At 71.2% G+C, this 16,904-nt stretch carries 17 protein-coding genes and 4 tRNA genes; 19 read left to right on the top strand and 2 right to left on the bottom strand.

Translation table 11 applies throughout. The features are described from left to right. The first annotated feature begins 105 nt into the window (after positions 1–105). The 4 genes from DKL51_RS10800 (at position 106) to DKL51_RS10785 (ending at position 5,495) form a co-directional block, all read left to right on the top strand. The gene (locus tag DKL51_RS10800) at positions 106–1,611 is read left to right on the top strand and encodes a complex I subunit 4 family protein (RefSeq protein WP_109943996.1); all 1,506 of its coding nucleotides are present in this window, start codon (positions 106–108) and stop codon (positions 1,609–1,611) included. Continuing rightward, positions 1,608–3,077: an NADH-quinone oxidoreductase subunit N gene (locus DKL51_RS10795; RefSeq protein WP_109943997.1), complete on the top strand. Its 1,470-nt coding sequence runs from the start codon at positions 1,608–1,610 to the stop codon at positions 3,075–3,077. The genes DKL51_RS10800 and DKL51_RS10795 overlap by 4 nt, the downstream gene beginning before the upstream one ends. A 128-nt stretch (positions 3,078–3,205) precedes the next feature. Continuing rightward, a complete protein-coding gene (htpX, locus tag DKL51_RS10790) occupies positions 3,206–4,084 on the top strand; it encodes a zinc metalloprotease HtpX (RefSeq protein WP_109944018.1) in 879 nt (292 codons plus the stop codon). Between the two features lie 148 nt (positions 4,085–4,232). Next, positions 4,233–5,495: an MFS transporter gene (locus DKL51_RS10785; RefSeq protein WP_109943998.1), complete on the top strand. Its 1,263-nt coding sequence runs from the start codon at positions 4,233–4,235 to the stop codon at positions 5,493–5,495. A gap of 141 nt (positions 5,496–5,636) precedes the next feature. Here DKL51_RS10785 and DKL51_RS10780 read toward each other — a convergent pair whose 3' ends face one another. Further along, complete coding sequence (locus DKL51_RS10780) at positions 5,637–6,215, bottom strand: dienelactone hydrolase family protein (RefSeq protein WP_109943999.1); 579 nt, start codon at positions 6,213–6,215, stop codon at positions 5,637–5,639. 212 nt (positions 6,216–6,427) lie between these two features. Beyond that, positions 6,428–6,922, bottom strand: a complete 495-nt coding sequence (locus tag DKL51_RS10775; protein ID WP_165823077.1) for a YajQ family cyclic di-GMP-binding protein — start codon at positions 6,920–6,922, stop codon at positions 6,428–6,430. Between the two features lie 148 nt (positions 6,923–7,070). On the opposite strand from DKL51_RS10775, the gene DKL51_RS10770 reads away from it, so the two are divergent. From DKL51_RS10770 to DKL51_RS10695, 15 genes are all read left to right on the top strand, one after another. Continuing rightward, positions 7,071–7,154, top strand: a tRNA-Tyr gene (locus DKL51_RS10770). A 420-nt stretch (positions 7,155–7,574) separates the two neighbouring features. Further along, a complete protein-coding gene (locus DKL51_RS10765) occupies positions 7,575–7,889 on the top strand; it encodes a hypothetical protein (RefSeq protein WP_123827017.1) in 315 nt (104 codons plus the stop codon). A gap of 483 nt (positions 7,890–8,372) precedes the next feature. Then, positions 8,373–10,928, top strand: coding sequence for a putative bifunctional diguanylate cyclase/phosphodiesterase (locus DKL51_RS10755; protein WP_109944002.1), 2,556 nt, complete (start codon positions 8,373–8,375; stop codon positions 10,926–10,928). Between the two features lie 107 nt (positions 10,929–11,035). Continuing rightward, positions 11,036–11,108: transfer RNA gene (locus DKL51_RS10750), tRNA-Thr, on the top strand. A gap of 25 nt (positions 11,109–11,133) precedes the next feature. Beyond that, positions 11,134–11,206 (top strand) — tRNA-Met (locus DKL51_RS10745). A 131-nt stretch (positions 11,207–11,337) separates the two neighbouring features. Next, positions 11,338–11,505: a 50S ribosomal protein L33 gene (gene rpmG, locus DKL51_RS10740; RefSeq protein ID WP_046567246.1), complete on the top strand. Its 168-nt coding sequence runs from the start codon at positions 11,338–11,340 to the stop codon at positions 11,503–11,505. 122 nt (positions 11,506–11,627) lie between these two features. Beyond that, entirely contained in the window at positions 11,628–12,074 is a 447-nt protein-coding gene (locus tag DKL51_RS10735) for a MaoC family dehydratase N-terminal domain-containing protein (protein ID WP_109944003.1), read from the top strand. Position 12,075: 1 nt separating this feature from the next. Beyond that, positions 12,076–12,468 (top strand): MaoC family dehydratase, encoded by a 393-nt coding sequence (locus DKL51_RS10730; RefSeq protein WP_109944004.1) that lies wholly within the window; start codon positions 12,076–12,078, stop codon positions 12,466–12,468. 127 nt (positions 12,469–12,595) lie between these two features. Continuing rightward, positions 12,596–12,668 (top strand) — tRNA-Trp (locus DKL51_RS10725). A gap of 211 nt (positions 12,669–12,879) precedes the next feature. Continuing rightward, complete coding sequence (gene secE / locus DKL51_RS10720) at positions 12,880–13,272, top strand: preprotein translocase subunit SecE (protein WP_109944005.1); 393 nt, start codon at positions 12,880–12,882, stop codon at positions 13,270–13,272. 37 nt (positions 13,273–13,309) lie between these two features. Next, positions 13,310–14,029: a transcription termination/antitermination protein NusG gene (gene nusG / locus DKL51_RS10715; protein WP_109944006.1), complete on the top strand. Its 720-nt coding sequence runs from the start codon at positions 13,310–13,312 to the stop codon at positions 14,027–14,029. 183 nt (positions 14,030–14,212) lie between these two features. Next, complete coding sequence (gene rplK / locus DKL51_RS10710; RefSeq protein WP_109944007.1) at positions 14,213–14,644, top strand: 50S ribosomal protein L11; 432 nt, start codon at positions 14,213–14,215, stop codon at positions 14,642–14,644. 82 nt (positions 14,645–14,726) lie between these two features. Continuing rightward, a complete protein-coding gene (rplA, locus tag DKL51_RS10705) occupies positions 14,727–15,443 on the top strand; it encodes a 50S ribosomal protein L1 (RefSeq protein WP_109944008.1) in 717 nt (238 codons plus the stop codon). A gap of 78 nt (positions 15,444–15,521) precedes the next feature. Next, complete coding sequence (locus tag DKL51_RS36895) at positions 15,522–16,424, top strand: ABC transporter ATP-binding protein (protein ID WP_124812011.1); 903 nt, start codon at positions 15,522–15,524, stop codon at positions 16,422–16,424. Next, the coding region (locus DKL51_RS10695; RefSeq protein WP_124812010.1) for a hypothetical protein at positions 16,421–16,904 on the top strand (484 nt) is incomplete at its 3' end. The genes DKL51_RS36895 and DKL51_RS10695, both read left to right, overlap by 4 nt.

Genomic DNA, 16,904 nt, shown 5'->3' with positions numbered 1-16,904 from the left:
CAAGCAGGAGCCGGCATACGAGATAGGCTCCGGTCTCGTGGTCTCGGAGATGTGTATAAGCGACAGGCTGATCGGCCTCGCGGTCGCCCTGATCGGAGGGGCGGCATGAGGCTCGGGGAGTTCCTGCTGGTCGCGGTGCTGGCGATCCCGGCGCTCGGTGCGCTGGCGGTGGCGGCCACCCCGGTCGACCGGGTCGCGCGCCTGGTCGGCACGGTCGCCGCCGCGCTGACCCTGCTGGCCACCGTGCCGCTGGCCAGCGGCGAGCACGCCTGGTCCGGTGGCCTGCCGCGGCCCGCCGTGCAGCCGTGGCACCAGCTCGACCTGCCCTGGGTGCCGGGCCTCGACCTGCGCTTCCACCTCGGCGTGGACGGCATCTCCTGGCCGCTGGTGGTGCTGACCGCCCTGCTCACCCTGCTCTGCTGCGGCTACACCCTCTGGCGGGTGCCCGAGGGCGGGGGCAGCGGACGGGCCCTGGTGGCGCTGCTGCTCGTGGTCGAGGTGGGCATCCTCGGCACCTTCCTCGCGCTCGACCTGGTTCTGTTCTTCCTCTTCTTCGAGGTCGTCCTGCTCCCGATGTACGCGATCATCGCCGGCTGGGGCGGCGAGGACCGGCGGCGGGCGGCCCGCAAGTTCGTCCTCTACACGCTCTTCGGCTCGGTGCTGCTGCTGGTCGGCGTCTACGTCGTGGTCGCCGCCGCCGGCACCGCCGACATCGTCACGCTGACCGGCGGCGGCGGGCTCTCCCGGAGCACCCAGCTCGCCGCCTTCACCCTGCTGGCGCTGGCCTTCGCGGTGAAGAGTCCGCTCTGGCCGCTGCACTCGTGGCTGCCCGACGCGCACACCCAGGCGCCCACCGTCGGCAGCGTGATCCTCGCCGGGGTGCTGCTCAAGATGGGCACGTACGGCCTGATCCGGGTGGCGGTCGGGGTGGCCCCCGAGGGTGCCCGCTGGGCCGCCCCGGTGCTCGGCATGCTCGCCGTTGCCGCGATCCTGGTCGGGTCGCTGGTCTGCCTCGCGCAGGACGAGCTGAAGCGGCTGATCGCGTACTCCAGCGTGAGCCACATGGGCTTCGTGCTGCTCGGGGTGGCCACGCTCACCACCACCGGCCTCCAGGCGGCGCTGATCGGCAACATCGCGCACGGGGTGATCACCGGTCTGCTCTTCTTCCTGGCCGGCGCCGTCAAGGACCGTACCCACACCGGGGCGCTCGCCGACCTGTCCGGGCTGCGGGAGACCGCGCCCCGGCTGGCCGGGCTGCTCGGCTTCGCCGCGGTCGCCTCGCTGGGGCTGCCCGGCCTGGCCGGCTTCTGGGGCGAGGCGTTCGCGGTGATCGCCGCCGTCCGGCGGGGCGGCCCGCTCTGGACCACGCTCGCCGTGATGGCCGCGCTCGGTGGGGCGCTCACCGCCGCGTACTTCCTGCGGCTGCTGCGCCGGGTGACGCACGGGCGGCCCAGCCCGGTCGTCGGCCGGCTCGCGCCGAGCCTGGCCGGGGCGGAGCTGACCGCCTGGGCCCCGCTGGTGCTGCTCGCGCTCGCCGTCGGCCTGGCCCCCGCCCTCGTCCTCGGCTACGCCTCCGCCCCGGTCGACGCCCTGGTGGGAGTTCTCAAATGAGTCTCGTGCAGAGCGTCGACAACGTCGCGCTGCTGCCGGCCTATCTCGCCGCCGGCACGGCCGTACTGGTGCTCCTGGCCGACCTGCTGGTGAGCCGCGCCGCCGGCACCGTGGCGGTGGCCGCGGCCGGGTCGGTGGCCACCGTAGCCGGCGCGGCGGTGGTCGGGGCGGGTGGCGAGCGCCGTACCTTCTGCGTCGGGGCCGACTGCTCCTGGGTGTTCGGCGGCCGGGCGGCCCTGGTCGCCGCGGTCTTCGGCCTGCTCACCCTCGGCGTGCTGGCGCTCTCCGGGCCGCTGCTGCGGGCCGGTCGGACGCCGGTCGGGGAGTACTGCTTCCTGCTCGCCTGCGCGATGACCGGCGGCGTGGTGCTGGGCGGGGCCGGTGACCTGATCACCCTGATCGTGGCACTGGAGACGCTCACCCTGCCGCTCTACGTCCTGGTCGGGCTGCGTCGGGGGAGCCTGGCCAGCGCCGAGGCCGCGGTGACCTTCTTCGTGGTCAGCGTGGTGGCGACCACACTCACCCTGCTCGGCGCCGCGCTGCTCTACGCGGTGACCGGCGGACTGCATCTCGGGCGGCTCGGCGCGACCTTCGAGGAGCGGCCGGAGCTGCTCGACCTCCCGCTGACCACGGTCGCGGTGGCCCTGGTGGTGCTCGGGCTGGCGTTCAAGGTGGCGGCGGTGCCGTTCCACGCGTGGGCGCCGGCCACGTACGACGGCGCACCGCTGCCCGTCGCCGCGTACCTGTCGACCGCGTCGAAGCTGGGCGGGGTGGTCGCCCTGCTCGCGGTGGTGCAGCTGGCCCTGCCGCCGACCGTCACCGGTCCGGTGCTGGCCCTGCTGGCGGTGCTGACCATGACCGTCGGCAACCTGGTGGCGCTGCGCCAGCGGCGTACCGTCCGGCTGCTGGCCTGGTCGTCGGTGGCCCAGGCCGGCTACATCCTCGCCCCGCTCGGCGCGCTGGCGCTGGCCGCCGGCCGCACCGCCGACGCCCGAGCCGGCGCGTACGCGGCCGCGGTGGCGTACGCGGTGTTCTTCGTGGTCCTGGAGCTGGGCGCGTTCGCGGCGGTGGTGGCGCTGCGTCCGGCGGATGCCGACGGCGGCACGCTCGACGACCTGCGCGGGGCGGCCCGCCGGCACCCCTGGGTGGGGGCGGGATTCGCCCTCGCGCTGATCGGGCTCGCTGGGCTGCCGCCGGGCCTGGCGGGGCTCTTCGCCAAGGTGACCGTGGTCCGCGCGCTGCTCGACGGCGGGGCCGGCTGGCTCGCCCTGGTGGTGGCGCTGAACGCGGTGATCGGCCTCGCCTACTACCTGCGCCTGGCCGCCACCCTGTACGCGGCGCCCGGCCCGGTCGAGGTCGGCGTGCGGCCGGCGCGCGTGGTGGCTGCCGCCCTCGCGGTCGCGACGGCCCTCGCGGTGGTGGTCGGCTTCGCCCCGCAGCTCGTGCTGGACCTCGCCGCCCGCTGAGCCACCGGCACCTCCTCGGCACGGCCTTTCCAGGCAACTTTCAGCCATACGAAGGATGCTTGACGGGTAACCGGTTGTTGAACCGGTCACCGGGCCCCCGCGTGGGCCCGTGTACCGAAGGAGTGATCGTGCATCACAACCGCCTGAAGACCGCAGCGCTGCTGGGCCTGTTGACCTCGCTGATCCTCGCGATCGGCTACTGGTTCGGCGGGAGCGGCGGCCTCGTCATCGCCGTCGTCGTCTCGTTGCTGATGAACGGCGTAACCTACTTCTACTCCGACAAGCTCGCGCTGCGCTCGATGCGGGCGCAACCGGTCAGCGAGGCAGAGTTCCCCGAGCTGTACCGGATGGTGCGTGAGCTGTCCACCGAGGCGCGGCAGCCGATGCCCCGCCTGTACGTGAGCCCCACCTCGCAGCCGAACGCGTTCGCCACCGGGCGGAACCCGCAGCACGCGGCGGTCTGCGTGACCCAGGGCATCACCGAGATCCTCGACTACCGAGAGCTGCGCGGGGTGATCGGGCACGAGCTGTCGCACGTCTACAACCGGGACATCCTCATCTCCAGCGTGGCGGCCGGTCTGGCCGGCATCATCACCATGCTGGCGAACATCGCCTGGTTCATCCCGCTGGGCGGTGGGGACGACGAGGACGGCCCGAACCCGGCCGTGCTGCTGCTCACTCTGATCCTCGGCCCGATCGCGGCGACGATCATCCAGCTGGCGATCAGCCGGAGCCGGGAGTTCCAGGCCGACCAGTCCGGCGCCGAGCTGAGCCGGGACCCGCTGGCCCTGGCCAGCGCCCTGCGGAAGATCCACATGGGTACCCAGATGCGCCCGCTGCCGGCGCAGGGTCAGCTCACCAGCACCGCGCACCTGATGATCGACAACCCGTTCAAGCGGGGTGGCGGCATCGCCGCGCTCTTCTCCACCCACCCGCCGATGGAGCAGCGGGTGGCGCGGCTGGAGCAGATGGCCGGCAGCGCGGGGCCGGTGCAGTTCCAGCGCTGATTCCCTTCACCGACCGCCCGTGCCCGGTTCGCCGGGCGCGGGCGGTTCGTCTGTGTACGGGGTGTGAGCGCCATAACCGTTTCCCCCGCGACTCGCTCGGCGTTAGGGTCGAAACGTCTCTCACTCATTACATCCCTGGAGGTCGACCGTGGCCGCACTGCGCCAGTACCTGGGCGTCTGGCGGATCCCCGGAGCCCCGATGCTGCTCGTCCTGGGCATCATCGGCCGGCTCGGGATCGGCATGACGCCGCTGGCGCTGCTGCTCGTGGTCGAGGAGGTGACCGACCGGTACTCGCTCGCCGCGGTCGCCGGCGGCATCTACGCGCTCTCCGGCGCCGCGCTCAGCCCGGTCGCCGGGCGGATCGCCGACCGGGTCGGCCCCACCCCGGTGCTGCTGGCCACCGCCGTGGCGCACCCGCTGGCCCTGTTCGGGCTGCTCTGGGTGAGTCGTTCCGAGGGCGGCAGCCTGGCCCTGATCTACCTGGCCGCCGGGATCGCCGGCGCCACGTACCCGCCGCTGACCGCGGCGATCCGGGGCGCCTGGAACGACCTCACCGGCCCGGCCTCCGACCGGTACCACCTGCGCAACACCGCCCTCGCGGCGGAGACCTCGCTCTTCGAGATCGTCTTCGTGCTCGGCCCGCTGCTGGTGGCCGCGTTCGTGCTGGTCGCCGACGCGGCCGCGGCGCTGGTCGGTGCCGCCGTGGTCACACTGGTCGGCACGTCCGCGGTGGCGCTCGGCCGGGTGATGCGCGGCTGGCAGCCGCACCCGCACGAGCACCACGCCAAGGGACTCGGCCCGCTGCGGGTGGGCGGCTTCCCCGCGCTGCTGCTCTGCGTCGCCAGCCTCGGCATCGCGTTCGGCGCCGCCGGGGTGATCGTGCCGGCGTTCGCCGGGAACGCCACCACCGACGCCCCGGAGAGCCTCGCCGGCCTCCTGCTCGCCGTCTGGGGCATCGGCAGCGCCGCGGGCGGCTTCTGGTTCGGCGTCCGCCGGCCGGCGGCCACCATGACCCGTCAGTTCGCCTGGCTGCTCGGCGCGGTGGCGGGCAGCTTCGCCGTCTTCGCGGTAATGCCCACCCCGCTCGCACTCGGCGTCGCGCTGGTGCTCGGCGGGGCCACGATCGCGCCCGCGCTGACCCTGGAGAACACCCTGGTCGGGCGGATCGCGCCGACCGGCATGCTGAACGAGGCGTACACCTGGGTGGTGACCATGTCGGTGGCGGCGAGCGCCGCCGGCGGCGCGGTCGCCGGACTGATCGTCGACCATGCCGGCGGCGTGCCGTGGGCCTTCCTCTTCGCCGGGGCGGCGGTCGCCGTCGGGGCCGCGGTCGCCGCCCTGCCCGGCGGGCCGATCGCCCGCGCGGAGGCTTCGGCGGTACGCGCCGAGCAGCAGCCGATCACCGTCTGACCGCTGTCACGTCTTCAAGCCGGTGTCGCGGGGTACGGAAGAGACATGTTCCTCTTCTTCTCGAACCGGATCGGCTGTCTGGGCTCCATCCTGATCAGCGCGATCATCACCGTGATCCTGCTGTTGATCTTCTCCCGCTAGTCACTCGATCTTCGCGAGGAAGCCCCGCACCCGCTCGCTGAGCAGCGCGGCGGCTTCCTTGTCGTACGAGGGCAGGCTGCTGTCGGTGAAGAGATGCCGGTCGCCGGGGTAGAGGAACAGTTCGGCGTCCGGGGTGCTCGCGACGATGGCCCGAGCGGCGTCGAGGTCGCCTTCGGCGGCGAAGAACTCGTCGGCGTCCATCCCGTGGATCTGGACCGGCACGCCCTGCGGCCAGGCGTCCCCGAATTCGGACACGGGGAGGCAGGCGTTGAAGAGCAGGGCACCCTTCGTGCCGGGCCGGGTCTGGGCCAGCAGTTGCGCCGGCATCACCCCGAGCGAGAACCCGGCGTAGACGAGCGCGTCGGCAAGCCCCTCCGCGGAAAGCCGTCCCCGCTCGAGGAGCGTGCCGAAACCGACCTCCCGCGCGTACGCCAGGCCCTGGTCCAGGGTGTCGAAGACGTTGCCCTCGTACAGGTCGGGGAGGTGGACGGTGTGGCCGTCCCGTTCGAGCGTCGCGGCGAAGTCCCGGATGCCGGGCGTCAACCCGTGCGCGTGGTGGAACAACAGAATCTCGGTCATCGGCGTTCCTCTCCCGGTGCGGATGTCGGGAACGATGATGTCCTGAGTTGCCGACATCCTCTGTCGGGTAATACGCGCGGTTTGGCGGCTCGGGCGCTCGGCGGTGGGACTGCTTGGCGGGCGGTAGCCGTCGCCGCCGGTGGGGCGGCGGCGACGGCTTGCCCCCATGCGCGGGCGTGACCTGAGCGGCGACCGGTGCCGGTCGCGGTCGGTTAGCGGTAGTTGGTGAACTGCAGGGCGACGCCGAAGTCCTCGCCCTTGAGCAGCGCGATGACGGCCTGCAGGTCGTCCTTCTTCTTACCGGTGACCCGGAGCTGGTCGCCCTGGATCTGCGCCTGGACGCCCTTCGGGCCCTCGTCGCGGATCTTCTTGCTGATCGCCTTGGCCTTGTCCGTCTCGATGCCCTGGATGACCTTGCAGTCGATCTTGAAGACCTTGCCGGACGGGCGCGGGTCGCCCGCGTCCAGCGACTTGAGGGAAATGTTCCGCTTGACCAGCTTCTCCTTGAAGACGTCCAGTGCGGCGCGGACGCGCTCCTCGGTCTCCGCCTGAAGGCCGATCGCCTCCTCGCCCGACCAGGAGATCTCCGCGCCGGTGCCCCGGAAGTCGAAGCGCGTCGCGAGCTCCTTCTCCGCCTGGCGGAGGGCGTTGTCGACCTCCTGGCGGTCGACCTTGCTCACGATGTCGAACGACGGGTTGGCTGCCATGCTCATGCTCCTGCTGTCCGGCGGTCTGTCATGTTCCGTCCCCCGCTGACCAGCGGTACGACCCCCTGACGGTACCCGGTTGCACCCTCCCGGGGGGCAACAGCTATTCTTGGCTCCGCTGTCGCGCATGGCGCGGCGGCCATGCCCTGGCGGGTTGCCCGAGCGGCCAATGGGAGCGGACTGTAAATCCGTCGCGAAAGCTACAGAGGTTCGAATCCTCTACCCGCCACCAGGGAACGACGAAGGCCTCTGACCTGCGGAAACGCGAGTCAGGGGCCTTCGTCGTCTTGTGCTGAGGTTTACCAACGTTGCCCCTGATAGACCCGGCGATCGGGCACGTAGCGGGCACGGCCGGCGAGGAGGTGCCCGGTGGGTCGAACCGCGGTCGGATGGCCGGAGGACAATCCTGAGCTGGCTCGGGCAGTGAAAGCCGCTGGAGAGCCCTACCGGGCGAGTCTCAATTGCGGTCGCCAGGAGTCCCCGGGGAGGGTGCGGCGGCCTGGGGTTTAGAAGAAGATCACGGATGGCTGATCAGGCGGTCGCGCCCCTAGTCGGCCCGTCCGTGGTCGTCGGGTCACGTCGGCATCCGTAGGGGGCGTTGGCTGTACGGATGGCTGTAAAGCCAGAAGATGACCCGGCACACTGGCTCGGCGTGGAGGATGAGCGTCTCGTGGACATCGGACGACCGGGTTCCCGCGTCACCCTGCGACTGGGGGAGTTTTTCTCACCCAACGCCACAGATGCGGATCTCGACCAGCGAGCGTGGCGCTACGCGGACATTGAGGTGGAAACGAACCCCTTCGCGACGTTCCAGACCGTCTTGACCGGGGAAGACATTCAGGAGTACGGCTCGCTCGCCCGTGCGTTCCGTCTGGCACTGGAAATCTGGCGCCGAGTGGCGCATGGTGGTGACCGTGAATGTCCGGCGGCCGGTGGCGCCGCGGGGACGTCAGCCTCGGGTGCTTGAATGTCCAGGCTGACCAATGTCTACCCATTCGCCGGTCTTCATCAAGATCGGCGGCGAAGGGGTCAATTGCCGCTATAGGCCGAACCCGCAGCATGTGACGTGCCATCAGGCGCCCGGTCCCCTCCGTCTGGCATCCTGTCCATCGGCAGTCGGCGCTGCCTGGTCGGACCGCCCTGATCGGCCGTCCGTCGGTTTGCGGCTCGGCCCGCGTGTGGCACCATCGTGGAACCTTTATCTTTCGACATCCCGACAGGAGCACATCATGTCTGGTCGGACGCCTGGCCGGCTTGGCGCCGTCGTCGCGCTCGTCGCTGCTGCCGCGTTCGCGGGCAGCCTCCTAGGTGTTGACTCCGGTCTTCATCTGATGGATTTCGAGTGGGGCGCGCCCGCCGCGCACGTCATTGTTGACGCGCCGACCGTCGTTGAAGTGAGTGCCTCGACGGTCCGTTAGGCCCGTTTCCACCCAAGCCACGAGGGAGCGGGATGGCTGGCGGTCGACCGTCTCCGCGCAGGTCCACCGATCAGGCCTGGCTCATCACGGGCCCGCTCGCCCTGCTGGCCGTCGTCTGTTCGATCGCGCTCGCCCTGGTGGCCGCGCGGCCACCAGGCAACCTCGCGATCGCCGCCGTGCTCCTCGCCGCTATGGTGGCAGCCGGCACCCAGGTGCTCCAGATCGTGATCCGTCGGCAGGCGCTGGCGGTGATCGTCACCGAGATTCCACTCGTCCTCGCGTTCTACTACCTGCCGCCGTTCACGGTCGTGGTGATCGCCGCGCTTGCCGCGCTGATCGGCCAGCTCCGAAGGCGGCTGAGCGCTCCCAAGATGTGGTTCAACGTCGCCAAGGCTGCCGCCGCAGCGTCGCTCGCCGGCCTTGTGCTCGTCGCGCTCCCTCAGATCGAGGGTGTGGGACCCGGCACCTGGCTGGTCCTCTTCGCGGCCGTCAGTACGAACACCCTGGTGGCACTGGCTGCGGTCTGCGGAGTGATCGGCCTGATGCAGGGCTGGCAGGCCGGCCTGGAGGTCATCCGGACCGCCCCACCGCCCCTGCTGACCTCGGTGATCAACATGGTGGTCGGGTTGGTCGTGCTGATCGCGATCAAGTCCACGTGGTGGTCCGCGTTGCTGATCGCCGTGCTGGCGCTCGCCGTGATGACGATCTACCGCTCCTACTCGCAGTTTCTCCGGCAGCACCGCACCCTCGGTGACATGTACGAGCTGACCCGGGCGATGACCGAGAGCGGCCAGGAGGGGTCCCTTCCCGACGTGCTGCTCGGCCGCATCCGGGCCCTCATGCAGGCCGAGTACGCCACCCTCTGGCTGCCGGGGCAGGGCCGCCATCCCGAGGTCCTGCTGACCGCCCGCCTGGACGACCGGGGTCTGCTCGACGTGGCCCGGACACCGGCCGTCGTACGGGAGCGGACCCTGCAGTCGCGAAAGATCCTGGCGATCGGTCGGGCGCTCGGCGGTGACGCCCACACCGACCTCCGGCACGAGTTGGACGCCAAGCAGGTCAAGGACGTCATAGTCGTGCCGCTGCGCTCCGGGCAGGCCGTGATCGGCACTCTCGAGGTGGTCAACCGGCTCAGCGACGTGGGTCACTTCACCCCTGTGGACATTCCCGTCCTCGAGACGGTCGCCGCACACGCCGCCGTCGCGCTGGAGAATTCCCGGCTGGTCGACCGGCTGCGCCACGACGCGTACCACGATGCGCTCACCAAGCTGCCCAACCGCCGCCGGATCATCGCGGCGCTGGGCGAGGCGGTCAAGATCCGTGCGCCCGGCGAGGTGGTCGCCGTCCTGCTCTTCGATGTGGACGGGTTGCGCCAGGTCAACGAGTCCCTCGGCCACGCGGCGGGGGACAAGGTCCTGGTCGAGGTGGCCGAGCGGCTGCGCGCCTCCGCCCCGTCGTCGGCCCTGGTGGGCCGGGCGGGTGGCGACGAGTTCCTGGTGACGCTGCGGCTGGAGAACGCCGAGGCGGCCGTGGAGCTCGCCGGCCAGCTACGCGAGCAGATCCGCGACGAGATGGTCTTCGACGCACTCACCCTCGACGTGGACACCGCCGTCGGGGTGGCCGTACACCCGGATCACGGCAGCGATGCCGCCACCCTGCTGCAACGGGTTGACCTGGCCGCGACGGCGGCCAAGGCGGTGCCGGGCAACGTGCAGCTGTTCAACCCCGCGCTGGAGTCCCGGTCGCTGCGTCGCCTCGGCCTCGCCGGGGACCTGTGCCGGGCGCTCGACGACGGCGAGCTGGAGGTCTACTTCCAGCCCAAGGTGACGTTGCGGGACCGCCGGCTGATGGGGGTGGAGTGCCTGGCCCGCTGGGAGCACCCTACGCACGGCGTCGTCGCCCCGGAGGACTTCGTCGCCGTCGCGGAGCACACCGGCCAGCTCGGCCGCCTCACCGAGGTGGTGCTCCGGGAGGGGCTGCGGCGCAGCCGGGACTGGGCGCACGGCGAGCAGCCGCTCGCCGTCGCGGTCAACCTCGCCGCGCGTACGCTGACCGACCCGCACTTCCCGGACCGGGTACGCGAGCTGCTCGACGAGTACGGGGTGCCGCCGCAGCGGCTCACCTTCGAGATCCGGGAGGCCGGGGTGCTGGACGGCACCGACCGGCCGATCCCGGCCCTGCGCCGGCTGCGCGACCTCGGCGTACGGCTCTCGGTGGACGACTTCGGCACCGGGTCCTCGTCCCTGGCCTACCTGCGCCGGCTCCCGGTGCACGAGGTCAAGGTCGACCGGTCGTTCGTGCAGGGCATGGCGACCGACCCCGGCGACCTGGCCATCGTCAACGCGGTGGTCACCCTTTCCCAGCAGTTCGGCCTGGCCGTGGTGGCGGAGGGGGTGGAGAGCGAGCTGACCCTCGAACTGCTCCAGGACATCGGGTGCGAGATCGGCCAGGGCTTCCTGTTCAGCCGGCCGCTGCCGTACGAGCGGCTGGAGGCCTGGTTCGGCGCCCAGGTGGAGCCGGAGGCGACCGCCGGGGTCGAGGCGCCACGGCTGCGGGTTGTCCAGGACCGCTCGGTGACCCTGCTCTGAGCTGGGCGTACGCGGATCACGCCCGGAACGGGGGATCCGATTTCACCTGCGTGCCGGGGTCGTGTACTGTTTCCTCTGCGCGACACCCCACCGGGGTGATCGGGCAGGCCCCCTTAGCTCAGTCGGCAGAGCGTCTCCATGGTAAGGAGAAGGTCTACGGTTCGATTCCGTAAGGGGGCTCAAAGGGTCCGGCTGGACCCGCCACGGCGGTGTAGCTCAGATGGCAGAGCAAGCGGCTCATAATCGCTGTGTCGCCGGTTCAAGTCCGGCCACCGCTACTCTCGTCCTCCGGGTCACCCCGGTGGTCGGTAGGATGGGCGCCACAGGCGCCCACTTTGCATGTCTGCGTCATCAGCGCGTAGGCTGATGCGCCGTAGTTGTTACCCGTTAGCGAGGAAGGCACTCCGCCGTGGCGAAGGCGACCGATGTCCGGCCGAAGATCACTTTGGCGTGTGTGGAGTGCAAGGAGCGCAACTACATCACGCGCAAGAACCGCCGTAACGACCCGGACCGCATCGAGCTGAAGAAGTTCTGCCCCCGGGACGGCAAGCACACCCTCCACCGCGAGACCCGCTGATCCGCGGCCGGCTGAGCCGGCCCGGCTCCGCAGCACCTCCGAACGCCGATCCACGCGGACGGCGGCCCCGAGCCGCTGGCCCGTACGGATCGGCGTTCGTGCTTTCCGTGTAGGTTCGCGGCATGTCTCTGGACCCGTCCTTCGTCGGCCGGACGTATCCGCCGACCGCCCCCTACCAGGTGGGCCGAGAAAAGATCCGTGAGTTCGCCACCGCGATCGGCGCCACCGACCCGGCTCACCACGACCCGGAGGCCGCCCGCGCGCTCGGGCACCCCGACGTCGTCGCCCCGCCGACCTTCCCCGTGGTGGTCACCATGGCCGCCAGCCGGCAGATCATCGAGGACCCGGCCCTCGGCGTCGACTACAGCCGCGTGGTGCACGGCGACCAGCGGTTCGCGTACACCCGACCGGTGGTGGCCGGTGACGAACTGGTCTGCGTCAACACCATCGAGGAGATCACCAGCCGGGGCGGGCACGGTTTCCTGACCACCCGTACCGACGTCAGCACCTCCGCCGGCGAGCCGGTGGTCGCCGTCTGGTCCAAGATCGTCGTACGCGGGGAGGCCTGAGATGGAACTGCCCACCCAGACGTTCCGGGTGACCCGGGCGGACCTGGTCCGCTACGCGGGCGCCTCGGGCGACTTCAACCCGATCCACTGGAGCGACCGCTTCGCCACCAAGGTGGGTCTGCCCGGGGTGATCGCCCACGGCATGTTCACCATGGCCCTGGTGGGCCGGGCGGTCACCACCTGGGCGGGCGCGCCCGACGCGGTGGTCGACTTCGGCGTCCGGTTCACCCGGCCGGTGGCGGTCCCGGACGACGACCAGGGCACCGAGATCGAGGTCAGCGCGGTGGTCAAGGAGGTCACCGAGGACGGCCTGACCAGGCTGGACGTGACCGCCACCTGCCAGGGGGAGAAGGTGCTCTCGCAGGCCCGGGCAACCGTCCGGATGCCCCGCTGAGGGCGTTCCGACGCGCGAGGGGCAGACCGGTTGGGAAAGTCGCGCGACTACCCGTACACTGGTCCGCCGTGGGGCAAGTGACCCCTGCTCGGCCGTGCATGGTCGAGCGGGGTGAGAGTTGCCGCACAGGGGTGTAGCTCAATTGGCAGAGCAGCGGTCTCCAAAACCGCAGGCTGCAGGTTCAAGTCCTGTCACCCCTGCGCCTCAGGCCTGACCGCTCCCGTGGGTCGCGCCGCCGAACGGCGGCGTCCGGCCCGTGGTGGTGGCACCGGTGGGGTGGTTCCGAGGCAGTCGGGGCCTTCCGTCGGTCCGCCGGCCGCGGCCCGTCGCGGGACGGTTGGTCCGGCCGGCGTGATCACACGCTGCGCACGCCCATCGGCGTGCGACCCGATATCCCGCACGGAGGGCGAAGTGGCCGAGAGCAAGCGGCGCGGCGAGGACGCCGGCGACGAGCGTCTGCGTGAGGACGCGGTCGTCGACGACGTGGCCGACGACGACGCCACCAGCGCGGACGAGCCGGTTTCCCGGGGCGGCACCGCGACCCGAGCGCGGGCCCGCGCCGAGTCGGCCGATGGCCGCAAGACCCGCAAGGACGCCGAGCGGCTGGGCCTTTTCGCCCGCATCGCGCGGTTTTTCCGCGAGGTCGTGGCCGAGTTGCGTAAGGTCATCTGGCCGACCCGCAAGGAGCTGTTGACCTACACGGCCGTGGTGGTCACCTTCGTCGCGGTGATGCTGGCGATCGTGGGCCTCCTCGATCTCGGCTTCGCGCGGGCGGTGCTGTGGGTCTTCGGCAACCCCAGCTGACCGGCTGTTGAGCCGATAGTGATGGAAGTGAGCGAGCGTGCCTGAGTACGACGAGACCGCCGAGACCACGGACGAGCAGTCCACGGTCGCGACGGCGGCCAACGATGAGTCGGTCGAGGCCGCCAGCGAGCCGGAAATCCCGACCACCGAGCCGACCGACGAGGAGTACGACCCGGTCGCCGAGCTGCGCCAGAAGCTGCGCTACGCCCCGGGCGACTGGTACGTGGTGCACTCGTACGCCGGCTACGAGAACAAGGTCAAGACCAACCTCGAGACCCGGATCACCTCCCTCGACATGGAGGACTTCATCTACCAGGTCGAGGTGCCGACCCGGGAAGAGGTCGAGGTCAAGAACGGCAAGCGGTCGCAGGTCCAGGCGAAGGTCTTCCCGGGTTACATCCTGGTCCGGATGGAGCTGACCGCCGAGTCCTACTCCTGCGTCCGCAACACCCCGGGGGTGACCGGCTTCGTCGGGGCGACCGACCGGGCCGACCGTCCGGCGCCGCTGAGCCTCGACGAGGTGCTGAAGTGGCTGGCTCCGGCGGTCGAGGCCGTGGAGAAGAAGGCCAAGCCCGAGATCAGGGTCCTCGACTTCGAGGTCGGCGACTCGGTCACCGTCACCGACGGTGCCTTCGCCTCGCTGCCGGCGACGATCAGCGAGATCAACGCCGACCAGCAGAAGCTCAAGGTGCTGGTGTCGATCTTCGGCCGGGAGACGCCGGTCGAGCTGAACTTCAACCAGGTCGCCAAGATCTGACGTACCGGTCGCCGGCGGTGGGCTCTCAGCCTGCCGCCGGCGTACCCGTTCCAGACCCCCGCCGGACCTCGGCGGAAGGGGTGGCGGAAGGCTGCGCTACCCTAGAACGTCGGCTGTCGTACCGCGCTGACCGTGCGCGCCCTCGGCCGGCAACTTTCCCAGTTCCAAGCCCCAGGAAGAGACATGCCTCCGAAGAAGAAGCTCGTCAAGACGTTCACGCTCCAGCTGAAGGCGGGCCAGGCCACTCCGGCGCCGCCGGTCGGCCCCGCGCTCGGTCAGCACGGCGTGAACATCATGGAGTTCTGCAAGTCCTACAACGCGCAGACCGAGTCCCAGCGGGGCGACATCGTCCCCGCCGAGATCAGCGTGTACGAGGACCGGACCTTCACCTTCGTCCTGAAGACCCCGCCCGCCGCCCGGCTGCTGCTCAAGGCCGCCGGCGTGGAGAAGGGCTCGGGCGTCCCGCAGAGCCAGAAGGTCGGCTCCGTGACCCAGGCCCAGGTGCGTGAGATCGCCGAGAAGAAGATGGTCGACCTCAACGCCAACGACGTCGACCAGGCTGCGAAGATCATCGCCGGCACCGCCCGGTCGATGGGCATCATCGTCAACGACTGACGTCGGTCAGGACTTTCCCGATCAGTTCGTGGGAGGGCGCGCGTTGACCGCGGCCCGCCATAGACCACAGGAGTAACCAGAAATGCAGCGCAGCAAGAACTACCGCAAGGCCGCCGAGGTCATCGACCGGTCGAAGCTCTACACCCCCGCCGAGGCCGTCAAGCTGGCCAAGGAGACCACCAACGTCAAGTTCGACGCCACGGTCGAGGTCGCGATGCGCCTCGGCGTCGACCCCCGCAAGGCGGACCAGATGGTCCGTGGCACGGTCAACCTGCCGCACGGCACCGGTAAGACCGCCCGCGTGATCGTCTTCGCCGCCGGCGCGAAGGCCGAGGAGGCCGCCGCGGCGGGTGCGGACGAGGTGGGCACGGACGAGCTGGTCGCCCGTATCCAGGGCGGTTGGCTGGACTTCGACGCGGCGATCGCCACCCCCGACCAGATGGCCAAGATCGGCCGGATCGCGCGGATCCTGGGCCCGCGCGGCCTGATGCCGAACCCGAAGACCGGCACGGTGACCATGGACGTCACCAAGGCCGTCTCGGACATCAAGGGCGGTAAGATCACCTTCCGGGTGGACAAGCACTCCAACCTCCACCTGATCATCGGCAAGGCGTCGTTCTCCGAGGCGCAGCTGGTCGACAACTACGCTGCGGTGCTGGACGAGGTGCTCCGCGCCAAGCCGTCCGCGGCGAAGGGCACGTACCTCAAGAAGGTCATCCTCACCACCACCATGGGCCCGGGCGTCCCGGTCGACCCGAAGCTGGTGAAGAACCTGCAGGAGGGCTCGGCCGAGGCCTGAGCAAGGCTGTCGTAGCAGGGCCCCGCCACGTCACGTGGCGGGGCCCTGTTCCTTTGTCCGCTGTGGCAGGCTCGCGGCATGCGGCTGGAGGACGTCTGGTTGCGCTACCACCGGCGCGGTCCGTGGGTGCTGCGGGAGATCGACGTACGGATCGGCCCCGGCGAGGTCGCGGTCGTGCTCGGCCGCAACGGGGTGGGCAAGTCCACCCTGCTCCAGCTCGCCGCCGGCGTGCTCCGGCCGACCCGGGGCCGGGTGGCGGATCGCCCCGCCGCCGTCGGCTGGGTGCCGGAGCGTTTCCCGGCCGACCAGCCGTTCACCGTGGCCCACTACCTCACCGCGATGGCGCGGGTCGCCGGGCTCTCCGGGGTGGCGGCGGACCGGGCGGTGGAGCGGTGGGTGGAGCGCCTCGGCCTGGCCCGGTTTCGCGGGGTCCGGCTGCCGCAGCTGTCGAAGGGCACCGCGCAGAAGGTCGGCCTGGCCCAGGCGCTGCTCCGGCCACCCGGTCTGCTGGTCCTCGACGAGCCCTGGGAGGGGCTGGACGCGGCGGCCCGCGAGCTGGTGCCGGAACTGGTCGGCGAGGTGCTGGCCGGGGGCGGTTCGGTGCTGGTCAGCGACCACCGCGGCGAGACGGTCCGGCTGCCCGGCGCCCGGCACTGGACGGTCGCCGACGGCACGGTGACCGAGGCGGCGTCGTCCGTCGGCGCGGCGGTGGCGGTGGTCGAGCTCACGGTCCCGGCCGCGCGGCTCGCCGGCACCGTCGCCCGGTTGCGCGCCGACGGCCACCAGATCCTCCGGGTACGCCCCGACGCCGCCCCGCGGCCCGACAGCACCGCCGTGCCGGCCAAGGCACCTGACGACACCGTCCTGCCGGCCGACCTGCCCGACGACATCGTCCCGCGGGCCGAGACCGAGCCAGCCATTGATCCGCTCGGTTCTGCGGATGTCGCACTGGACGGCCGGGCAGAGGAGGTGACCCGGTGACCGCCCTGGTGCGCCTGCGGTTGGCCGGCTTCCTGCGTACCGGACGGGCGCTGGCGCCGGCGCTGGCCGGCCTCCTCGCCCTCGGCGTCCTGTACGGCGGCGGCCGGGCCCAGCCGGCCGAGGCGTACGGCGTATCGGCGGTCGTGCTCTTCCCGGTGCTCGCCTGGCAGACCAAGATCCTCTTGGACGTGGAGCCGGACGTGCAGCGGCGGATGGCGCTGGTGCTGGTCGGCCCGGCCCGGGAGTGGGTCGCCGGCCTGCTGGCGGCGGCCATGGCCGGGCTGGGCACGGTGACGGTGGCGCTGATCTTCCCGTGGCTGGTCGGTGGGGTGACCGGCCCGGTCGGGCCGGGGGACCGGTCGGTGGTCGCGGGGGTCGCCATGGGTCTCTGGGCGCATCTGCTCGCGCTGCCGGCGGCCGTGGCGCTCGGCGCCCTGGCCAGCCGGGCGGTCACCCGCAGCGCGGGGTACGGCGTGGCGG

This window comes from Micromonospora globispora, from assembly GCF_003857015.1.
GTDB lineage: Bacteria > Actinomycetota > Actinomycetes > Mycobacteriales > Micromonosporaceae > Micromonospora > Micromonospora globispora.
This window is presented reverse-complemented; position numbering and strand designations above follow the sequence as displayed.